The 422-nt window shown below is 55.0% G+C and carries 1 pseudogene; it reads left to right on the top strand.

Annotated features, from left to right (window positions below):
• Positions 1-126: 126 nt before the first annotated feature.
• A pseudogene (locus HMPREF2875_RS13855) lies at positions 127-422 on the top strand (transposase); the annotation flags it as partial.

Below are 422 nucleotides of genomic sequence, written 5' to 3'. Positions count from 1 at the left end.
CCTGACTTGGCTCACGGTTAGGTGATGAAGGTCACCCTTGACATTGTGGCCTGGGGGTTTGGTGTTGTGGTGGTTGTTTTTCGGCACTAAGCGGGTATCGGCGGGGGTAGCCGGGAGTCTGATTTTGTGAGTCCATACATTCGCACTGTCAAGACCGCTTCCGGGGCGACGGCGGTTCAGGTGGTGTGGTCTGAGCATCGGGGGTCGAAAAAGCTTCAACAAGTCGGATCAGGGCATTCACCTGATCAAGTTGAGCAGCTTAAAGCCCAGGCCCGGCGTCTTATTGATGCAGATCAACTCACCCTTGATCTTGGAGTAGAGCCTTCAGCAAGCAGGGGAACCGCTGATGACCCGGTGCCGGTGACAGCACAGCGAGCTGGTTACTTGTTGGACTGTATTGATGCGTGTTTCAACGAGTTAGG

This window comes from Corynebacterium sp. HMSC078H07 (assembly GCF_001812805.1).
In the GTDB taxonomy this organism is placed as follows: Bacteria; Actinomycetota; Actinomycetes; order Mycobacteriales; family Mycobacteriaceae; genus Corynebacterium.
The sequence above is the reverse complement of the archived record's forward strand: the minus strand, read 5'-3'. Positions and strand labels throughout refer to the sequence as shown.